At 58.4% G+C, this 9,488-nt stretch carries 7 protein-coding genes; 1 reads left to right on the top strand and 6 read right to left on the bottom strand.

Going from position 1 to position 9,488, the window contains the following annotated elements; genetic code table 11:
• Positions 1-863 precede the first annotated feature (863 nt).
• Complete coding sequence (locus J2X71_RS32580) at positions 864-1,721, bottom strand: polysaccharide deacetylase family protein (protein ID WP_310388896.1); 858 nt, start codon at positions 1,719-1,721, stop codon at positions 864-866.
• Positions 1,722-2,699: 978 nt separating this feature from the next.
• Between J2X71_RS32580 and J2X71_RS32575 the strand changes: the two genes are divergently transcribed.
• A complete protein-coding gene (locus J2X71_RS32575) occupies positions 2,700-3,209 on the top strand; it encodes a GNAT family N-acetyltransferase (protein WP_113186299.1) in 510 nt (169 codons plus the stop codon).
• 113 nt (positions 3,210-3,322) lie between these two features.
• Here J2X71_RS32575 and J2X71_RS32570 read toward each other — a convergent pair whose 3' ends face one another.
• The 5 genes from J2X71_RS32570 to J2X71_RS32550 all read right to left on the bottom strand — a co-directional run bounded on the left by J2X71_RS32570 (position 3,323) and on the right by J2X71_RS32550 (position 9,139).
• Entirely contained in the window at positions 3,323-3,694 is a 372-nt protein-coding gene (locus J2X71_RS32570; RefSeq protein ID WP_310388892.1) for a response regulator, read from the bottom strand.
• 142 nt (positions 3,695-3,836) lie between these two features.
• Positions 3,837-4,877 (bottom strand): sensor histidine kinase, encoded by a 1,041-nt coding sequence (locus J2X71_RS32565; RefSeq protein ID WP_310388890.1) that lies wholly within the window; start codon positions 4,875-4,877, stop codon positions 3,837-3,839.
• Complete coding sequence (locus tag J2X71_RS32560; RefSeq protein WP_310388888.1) at positions 4,874-6,316, bottom strand: ATPase domain-containing protein; 1,443 nt, start codon at positions 6,314-6,316, stop codon at positions 4,874-4,876. Before J2X71_RS32560 ends, J2X71_RS32565 begins: the two co-directional genes overlap by 4 nt.
• A 573-nt stretch (positions 6,317-6,889) precedes the next feature.
• Positions 6,890-8,452: a PAS domain S-box protein gene (locus J2X71_RS32555; protein WP_310388886.1), complete on the bottom strand. Its 1,563-nt coding sequence runs from the start codon at positions 8,450-8,452 to the stop codon at positions 6,890-6,892.
• A 513-nt stretch (positions 8,453-8,965) separates the two neighbouring features.
• Positions 8,966-9,139 (bottom strand): hypothetical protein, encoded by a 174-nt coding sequence (locus tag J2X71_RS32550; RefSeq protein ID WP_310388884.1) that lies wholly within the window; start codon positions 9,137-9,139, stop codon positions 8,966-8,968.
• Positions 9,140-9,488 lie beyond the last annotated feature (349 nt).

The following is a 9,488-nucleotide window of genomic DNA, read 5'->3' as shown; positions in this document are numbered from 1 at the left end:
ACTTGAAAGCGCTTCTCCTCCTTGGCGCTTCGCCACTCGTGCCGATGCGCGATCCGTTCGGGGATGCCTGCAAAAAGATCGACGCGCAAGCCAAAAAAAGCAATGGGCTGGACAGTTTCGCATCTTTACCGTCGAGGTGAAGCCAACCCGCAACTGAGCACGCCGAACATGAAACCACGCAGCTCGTTCGATACGGCAAGATCGTCTCCGTAACGCGTGGCCCGCGATGCTCGACAAGTGGTCGCTATACGAAGCGCGACGATTCAACCGCGATCACGTGCCCCGGGTGGCGACTGTTCTTGTCGAGTGTCTTGAGCTCCATCTGCGTTCACCTACCTCGCGGTCTGGCCGGCAAACCCCTAGCAGAGCAAAGGGCAATACGGCGAGATATGCGAGCGTCGTCCTGCCCTGACTGCGGATCGCGCATGTTCTCCGCCGGTGAGAAAGAGGCGGGAAATCAAGCTTGGCGTGCTGACAGTCGGCCAAATAACTGGCGCGGCGACGAATGCGTTTTATAATTTTCCCTGGCTCCGCGCAGAAAGCCGGAGCCCGACCTTCACCAACAAGTGCCAATCTGGGAGGGACATCTGTCGCTGCCGGAAGATGCAATCGATACGGTGACGACAGGGGTCCGGGATTAGTGCCCCGCACGTCACGTGCCCGTCGACCGCGATGTCGGTCGCACGGCGATGTCAGAGGCGCTCCGGTCGCTGTAGAAGTATGCGGATAAATCAGTTCAGAAACGCTCAGGCCCAAGGCGGACCGACTGGGACCGGTCCGGGCAGCACGATTTCGCGGTCTGCGCCGCCGCCGACCCGGCACATTGCTTTGGCGCTAAGTGGCTCGGGACGCCTGGACGTCTCCTATCCGCGCATCCGGTCCCGCCAATCCCGCACGCCCACCGGCTCGATGCCGTATTCGGCCATCAGGTCTGCGGCCCGTCCGCTGCGGAAGAACTCATATTCTCCTGTCCGGAAGGCCGCATCGCTCGCCATGCGCTCGATCTCGCCGGGTGCATTGAAATGCAGGGCAAGCCAGCTCACGCCTTCGGGCACGCGCGAGAACAGGTCGCGGTAGGCCGCCTCGATGCCCTGCGGCCACGCCCAGGGCGTTTCTAGCTGCAAGTCGACAATCGGATTCCCGCGCCGCCGCGCCCGACACGATGCTGCGTCGAATTCCGTCGTCGTCACGGGACCGACATAGTCCATGACGGAGAACGTCATGTAGTCTTTCATCATGAGGATCGGCAGGCGGTAGTCGGCCCCCAGCCGCTCGTAGACGGCAACGAACTCGGGCATCATCGCCGTACCCATATGGCAATCGAGGTGGGTCACATCGATGCCCGCAGCAAGCGCGGTGTCGATCTGGGCGCGCAGCTCGCGCTCCACCGCCGCCGGATCGGCGTTGCGGCGCACGTCGGGCACTTCGGCCCAGAAATAGCCGTCCGCATCGGTGAGGCCCTTATCCGATACACCGGTCAATGGACGCCAGCGATAGGGCTTCATGTCCGAGTTGAGGGTCAGGTGCACGCCGAGATCGAGCTCCGGATTGTCGCGGGCGATGGCAGCGATTTCCGCAAACCGCGGGCACGGCACCATCACCGAGCCGGCAGTGCAGAGCCCCAGGCGAGTGAACTCGAGGAATGCGGTATTGGCGCCATGGCTGACGCCGACGTCGTCTTCATGAACGACAACGAAACGGGAAACGGATTGCGAGGACATTCTGGTCACCCTTTCTCGCGGGCCGCCGCGACATGCGGCAGCTTCATCGAGTTCGGGGGACCAGGCGCCGTAACGCCAGATTCCAGGACGCTTCTGCGACGTCCCTTTTTCGCTCCAAGCGTGATTTTGCACCCGCAGGCGCCGGCTTGCAAGTCAAAGGGGGCCGGGACATGGGGCCAAAGGCACATTGAACCTGACCGCCACGCTCACAGCTATCACCAACGACCATAAGCAGAACCAGATTGAGGGGCCTTCTGCCGTGGAACTATCCCTCAGGATGATATGGGCCCAAAAGGCTCCAACCCGCCCAAAAGCTACCTTCCAAGACATCAAGATCGGAATTGCTTCGTAAGCCGCCAAATTGCCCAACCCAGCCCCTGTCCCAGAAGTCCACCACCAAGCACGGGGACCAACAGGAAAGAAAGGAACAACCCCGCTGGTCCGATGATGCCGGCAAGTCCCTTCACAAAGTCGCTGGTAGTGGACACGTCGCCCCAGGAGCATCCACCGAATGCTATCATTGCTGCATCTATGAGCAGGACCTTGATCATCAGCCACGTTTGTCCGGCTCTGAACTTGTCTTTCGCAAGTTGCCAGTATGTCAGCGGTGCGCTGAAGAGGATTATCGGTGCCGCGGCGAACGAATATGTCTTGAAGTCGCCGAAATCCTTGAGACCTCCAACGGATTGATCTCGCAAGCCCTATCGAGCGCAATTAAAGAAATCGGAAAAAATTCCACCGCTTTCTGGCGCGAGGCGGCGTCCCGTTATGGCGGTGAGCCTCCAAACTTTCTAACGCATTGTGATCAAGGCGCGGCCAGGCCAGCGCTTGCGGAATGACGCTGACTCAAAGCGATCATCGTCAAAGGGGGCATCGCGCGCCAACCCAAGGGAATCTTTGCGAATTGCTACCGGCGCTAACCCGGTTAAGGTAGCATTCAGCCCGGTAGAAAACTTACGAGCGCGCTGGACAAGACAAATGCGGGACATCGAAATACCGACGGAACGCACGATCATCCGCCCCTTCGCACCAGAGGACGCAGGCGAGGTATTTGCCTGTATCTCTCCTGAGATCACGCAGTTCACGGCCTGGGAACCGCCTCCGACCGAAGAGGCTTTTGCCGAAGTGTGGGAAAACTGGCTACCTGCTATGGACGAAGGATCGGAGCTTACGCTCGTCCCCCGCGGTCGCGACGATGGTCGGTGCCTTGGCATTCTCGGCGTACACGCCCTTCAATCCGGGACACCCGAGCTTGGAATCTGGTTACGCCGCGACGTGCATGGAAGAAGGTTTGGTCACGAGCTGATCGGCGCCGTGGCGAGGTGGGTGAGCAGGATGCATCCGGTTCGGTATTTCGAGTATCCGGTGGCCGAGGAAAATCTGGCCAGCAGGCGGATTGCAGAGGCCTATGGCGGCGAGATGCGAGAACACCGCCAGAACAATAAATACGACTGCGTCGTCTATCATATACCGCCGATCCTGCCGTAAGTCCGATCGCCGTTTGCGCCGTCGACGCGAAGAGCAATCCGCTGAGCATCACCGGGAAAGACGTGCGACGAGGATGCTGTCTGCAAGCGAGGCGGAGTCTTGGACTCGAGCTTTTAAGACGACGCCACCATCTCTCTCATCGCCGTCATGACGATTGCAGGATTGTATGGCTTTCCAAAAAACCTTCCTTCTACCGGAAGAACCCTGTCGCTCATCTCCCGATGACCTGAAGTCACGATGATCTTGATCGGCGGCCATCTGTTGCGAACGGCGGTCGCAAGCTTCAGCCCGTCCATACTTCCCGGCATATCGATGTCCGTAAACATCAGCCCTATCTCCGCGTGGGCCTCCAGGACGGCGATCGCTTGATCAGCATTTTCGGCTTCGTATACGCGAAAACCCTCTTGTTCGAGCGACAATGCTATGTTCATGCGAAGAAGTGTTTCGTCCTCCACGACCAGAACAGTGATCCCGTTGTAGTCCATGCGAAACTCCGACGGTGCTGTGCTCAGCTTTTTACTATAGGCGTAGAGTCCGTAAACGCGCTCGGAACACGACCGATCCACAAGAAGACGTTAAATTTGGATGTCTATGACGCTTGCGTTCCCGGACATACGGCACAGCGGGTTACCATGTGGCTAGCCGGCGCAGTGGACCGGAAACATGGCATTTGAAACCTCCACGGGCGAAACTGATCTCCGGCGTCGACCCGCACAATGACCCGAGTGCTGAGCGAACATATCGCGTGCCATAGCCTTGCCGACTTGGCACTGAGACTTCGGGGCCGTCGCTTTCCGCCCAATCCAGTGTAAACACTGGCTCGTCCGTTTCGCAAACGTCCCACACGATGTCTACTGACCCCTCCCCGTTGGAGAGGGCTCCGTATTTGACAGCATTGGTAATGAGCTCATGCAGACAAAGAGCAATTGTCGTCGCCGCGTCCCGCCCCACCGCGATCTCGGGCCCTCGAACGTTGATCCGACGCTTCGTTCGGGTGTTGTAGGGCGCGACCGTCAGCTCGACGACAGAGGAGAGGAAGACGTCCTCCCCGCCTGCCTCGAAGACCGCGCTGTGCACATCCGACAATGCCTGAAGGCGTCCCTTGAATTCCGAGGAAAGCCCCTCAAGGGTGGTCGCGCCTCTTTGCGTCATCTGGAAGATGGAGCTGACGCTTGCCAAGATGTTCTTGATCCGATGATTGAGCTCGAGACGCAGCTCTCTTTCACGATCGATGGCATCGCGAACCTGACGCTGACGCAAACGGACGAGCAGGTTTGACTGAATGCTGTTGACAAGTTCCAGCTGAGCGATCGGTCGGGTATGAAACAATAGGCGCGAACCGGACCATGCGCGTTCAAGCTGAGTGCGAATTTTGGCGATGGATGCGGCTCGTTCAAGCAGTACCAGGATGGGAACTTCTGACCAGTCGGGCTGCCCCGCGAGATGTTCACTAATGCTTGCCACGATCTGTGGGTTCAGCGCTTCGTGGGCGATGACGATAACGCCCGGCGACATAGCGAGGTGATGGGCGACATCTTCGCTTCCGCGTAACGCCACCACCTCGACCCTTTGCTCCCGAAGCAAGGCAGCAATATAATCGGCGTCCTTGCGGAAAGGGGCGAGAACGAGCACCCAATCAATTTCACTTTCGCACGGATGTCCGCTCATTTCGGATCAGGAAGCGGATTATAGGCGACGACGCTGACGCTTCCGCTCTCGATCAGTAACTCCTGAACGTTGAGGTCATGCGGGCCATGCCGTTTTTTTACGACCGTGATGCTTCGGCGCAGCCGTACTTCGTGCTCAATGATCCGCAAAAGCAGAACGGTGTCGCCCAGAAAGCTGACATCGACGTCAATACCGACGTTTTGACCGAGCAAGCCATGCTGAGCGACAATCAACATCGTCAGCACGCCGGACCGAGCCAGGAATTTCAGAAGCGACTGAATGTCGCGCACTGCTTTTTCCCGATGCGGCAGAGAGTTTAGATACCCGGTTAGGCTATCGATGACAACGACACGGACCTTGTTCTCAGTGACCGCATCCTGGACGATTCGGCCGAATTCGCCGGGTGAGATTTCGTTCGGGTTGAAATCCCGCAGGATTAGCTTTCCGTCCTTGTGAAACTGCCGCAGCTCCATACCCAGGCCTTCGGAACGACGGAAGAAGGTTTCCAAGCGCTCTTCGAACAGGAACAGCGCGACACTCTCGCCGCGTTCAAGCGCGGCGGTGGCATAAAGAGATGACATTGTCGACTTGCCGGTGCCGGACTGGCCGATAACAAGCGTCGTGGTGCCGGCCTCCTGGCCCCCGCCAAACATGTCGTCGAGAGCCGCGACGCCGGACTTGATCAGTTGCGGCTTGGTGTTTTCCAATCCCGTGCTCGGCATGATCCGGGGAAACACCACAACGCCCTCTCCCTGCCGAATGGCCATATCATGGTATCCGTCAGCGACCGGAACGCCGCGCAGCTTGGATACTTCGATGCGACGGCGCACACCACCGTATTCTTCGAGCGCTTTGTCAAATCGAATGACGCCGTGCGCCAACCCTTCCACCTCCTCGCCGTTGCGATCGAACCCAGGCGTCTGCGTGTCGAGTAACAGCGCGACCACGTTTCGCTTGGCCAGGAAGGTTTTGAAGGCGATCAATTCACGACGAAACCGTGGAGAATCGCCGGTGATCAGTCGGATTTCGAGAAGGGAATCGTAGACGAGTCGACGGGGCTTATGCTTATCAATGGCCGCCTCGATTGCCTTGCGTGTTTCGTCAAGCCGCAAGTCGGAGGTCAAGAAAATGCTCTGTTCATCCGCTTCGTTAATGCTGCCTGAGGTTGTCAATTCTTCCACTCGAATGCCATCGAGCGTCCAACCATGCGACGCAGCGATCGCCTCGAGTTCGGCAGCTGTCTGCGAGAGGGTCACATAGATGCAGCTTTCACCAGCCTCAACGCCCGCCCGCAAGAACTGGAGGGCAGCCGTTGTCTTGCCGGAGCCAGGCGCGCCTTGAATCATGTAGAGATTGGACGCCGGAAGCCCGCCACGCAGGATTTCGTCCAGACCCGTAATGCCTGTGCTAACAACGGCAGACTTCTTCTGTTTGGGCATATCTCTTCTTTCGAAACCAAATAGCGCGGACCCAGTTGGACCGTGCCTCCTCGCTCATGAGGTCGTTTCAGTTATATTTGCGTTTGTCAAAACATCAATGACACCAGGGCATCGGCCTCATGTCCGCCGGCCAACTGGCGGACCGTCTGCAGGTGCGGCTGCTCGTACGCTTGACGCACCGGGCTGTCGCCAACAGACGTCGGGATTCGGTGCTACGAAAGGGCGATCCAGGACGTGCACGAGCTCTTGCTGGAGGGGAAAGGCGGCGGAGCCGGCCTATCTAGGCGTTTGCGGATCTGGCCGCTACAGCGTTTGCCAGGCTCATGGTCGTGCCACGCCTCCATGCTATCCGTCGACAGTGCAAAGTTGCGGTCAGCTAAAATATGGTTGACGACGGAATACCAAATTGCATTGGCGTTGATCAGGTCCGACATCTATCGTCCACTCTCCAGTTCCACCCGCAAATTCGGCTCTCGGCTTTATCGGCAGGTTCGGCGCTTCGGCGTTCGGTGGGATTTGTCGGGGATTGCCTGAAAGCCACCGTCTCAACCGATAGTGCTTGCTTTGAAAGTCTTAGGTCCGGCTTTCTCGTTTTCTGTCGGCTTCCGCCAAGGCTCGCGACAACTGATCCTGACTAAAAGGTTTTGATAGCCGGATCGCTCCGGAAACATCCTCGGCACCGCTCGGCAACTCCGCGTAGCCGGTAGCCAGAACGACGGGAAGCGCGGGAAAGCGGCGGCGAATTTCTTGATAGAGGCGTGCACCCGTCATCTGTGGCATCGCATGGTCGCTAATGACGACGTCGGGAAGCGGGCCTGCCTCGAGGACGGAAAGCGCCTCCTCGCCGGACGAAGCCTGCATCGTCTCCATGCCGAGGTCTTCAAGCAATAGAACGGTGTTCATTAGGACCAACCCGTCATCGTCGACGACCAGCACCGTCATCGGATGGAGCTCCTCCGATTCTGAGGATGGGACTTCCTGCGCGGGGACAGTTTCGGCATCGGTTTCATCTGAAACGGGAATCCAGAGCTCCGCTGTAGTTCCGGCGCCTTGCTTCGATCGGAGAAACAGCTTGCCGCCCGACTGCGCCATCAGGCCGTGGACCATCGGCAATCCGAGCCCAGTCCCCTTCCCGACGCCTTTGGTCGTGAAGAACGGTGTAATCGCGCTCGCCAGGGTCTGTGGGTCCATACCTTCACCCTGATCCCGAACTGCCAGACAGACATAGCTACCCGCGGCAAGCTCAGGATCTTGGCTCTCGGACACCGCCTCCGTTCGCGCGGTGATAGCTATCCGTCCTTGGCCGGCCATTGCGTCACGCGCATTTACGACAAGATTGAGAAGTGCGCTCTCAAGCTGGTTGGCGTCGGTTCTTGCCTCCGGAAGATCCGCCGAAAGGTCAGTCTCGATCACAATGCCGGGCCCGATCGTGCGCTGCATCATTTCGACCATGCCGTCGACCAGCTCGGCGACATTGACGGGACGAAGCTGAAGTTCCTGCCTGCGCGAAAATGCCAGCAGGCGCTGCGTAAGGGCCGCTCCTCGCTGAGCGCCCTGGATGGCATTTTCGATGAGGTCGATGACGTCCTTGCGTACAGCGCGCTTATGGGCGATTTCCAGGCTACCCAGAATTGTCATCAGGAGGTTGTTGAAGTCATGCGCCAGCCCACCGGTGAGCTGACCGACAGCCTCCATCTTCTGGGCCTGGAAGATTGCCTCCTGGGCGGCCCTTTTTTCGCTGATGTCGCGTGTGATTTTCGCAAAGCCGATGAGACTACCTTGGGCGTCGCGGATCGGATCGATGATGACGTTCGCCCAGAAGCGCGTGCCGTCCTTTCGAAGGCGCCAGCCCTCGCGCTCGAAACGCCCCTCCAGTTGCGCAATTTGAAGAGCCCGTGCTGGCAGGCCATCGGCTCGATCGTCCTCGGTGTAGAAGGTCGAGAAGTGGCGGCCGACGATCTCCTTTTCGCTATATCCCTTGAGGCGCTCTGCACCGGGATTCCAACTCGTGATCATGCCTTCCGGGTCAAGCATGTAGATCGCGTAGTCGGTGATCGCTTCGACAAGAAGCCGATAACGCTGCTCTTCGTTGGCTTGGTGCTGGTTCAACTTCTTCGCCGCCTTGGAATGTTCCATCCGATCTATGCTCTGCGACCAAATAGGTGCCTGTGTTCCAAGTTGTATAGCCAAGCGCGCTGAAATCAATGGACGGTGAATGCGTTTTCCGGTGCCGTCACACTGCCGATGGTCATGGCTCGAACTCCACTCGTGCGTCTTTGTATGCTCTTGAGGAGTCAAAACCTGTCCGCGAACGCGAGTCGGTGAGCGTCGTCCGCGCACGTTTGATATCGGCGACCAGTGCCTTTTGTTTTTTCTACCAAGAGTCAGATAGCACAACCAGAGCGCTTACAACACGGACCTTGGTCCGAAATTCTTCTTACGTTGCACAACCTTCTTGAATAGACGTCCACCCTGTTCTGGCGCAATCCTGCACTGATCGAGGGGTGGCTGCCAAAATGTGCCCTGCGCAAATTACGAGGCCGTTGGGGGACCCTCAAGTCGCCTTAATCACCTTGCACTCCCAGATTGTAAGAGGCAAAGCTCATCTGATCTACCCCAGTTCGAAAACAATGAAGCGTATCGGAGCTTTCAGCAAAGCGGCCGCACCAGAAGTGCGGGAAAGCGGGAATTCGCGTCACACGAGGACGCGAGGAAGGGCAGCCGCAGGAGCTTGCGCGTTGGCGCAAGCGGGACCGACTGCTCCGCGCCATCGTGTTCCGCTTTGAGGCCGAGCTCACCACCGTCGCTATCCTCGCGATTCATCGTCGGCCCCTTTCCTCGTCACCTGCCCGGTCGCAACAGCGATCGGGCGATATCGATGACGTCGTCGCGGCGGTCATATTCTCTCTGATCCAGGCGCGCCGAGCCCGAAAGAGAAGAGCCCAAGAAGACCTGAAGCCGGTGATGGCTGCGTTGATGGAGTGTTACGCCTCATCCCACGGTGCTTTGATCGACATGGTACGATCTGAGCGGGCGGCTTTCGGCGGCCATCCACGACGCACAATCAAGACTGTTTCAATCGGTCCTTTCTGCGCCAGTGGGCTCTTCTTCGCGACGGCCCAGCAGATGCCTTTGAATGTTGGGAACGAAAACCTCCACAGGGGCTTTAAAC

Origin of the sequence: Rhizobium sp. 1399 (genome assembly GCF_031455475.1) — a bacterium.
GTDB lineage: Bacteria > Pseudomonadota > Alphaproteobacteria > Rhizobiales > Rhizobiaceae > Rhizobium.
This window is presented reverse-complemented; position numbering and strand designations above follow the sequence as displayed.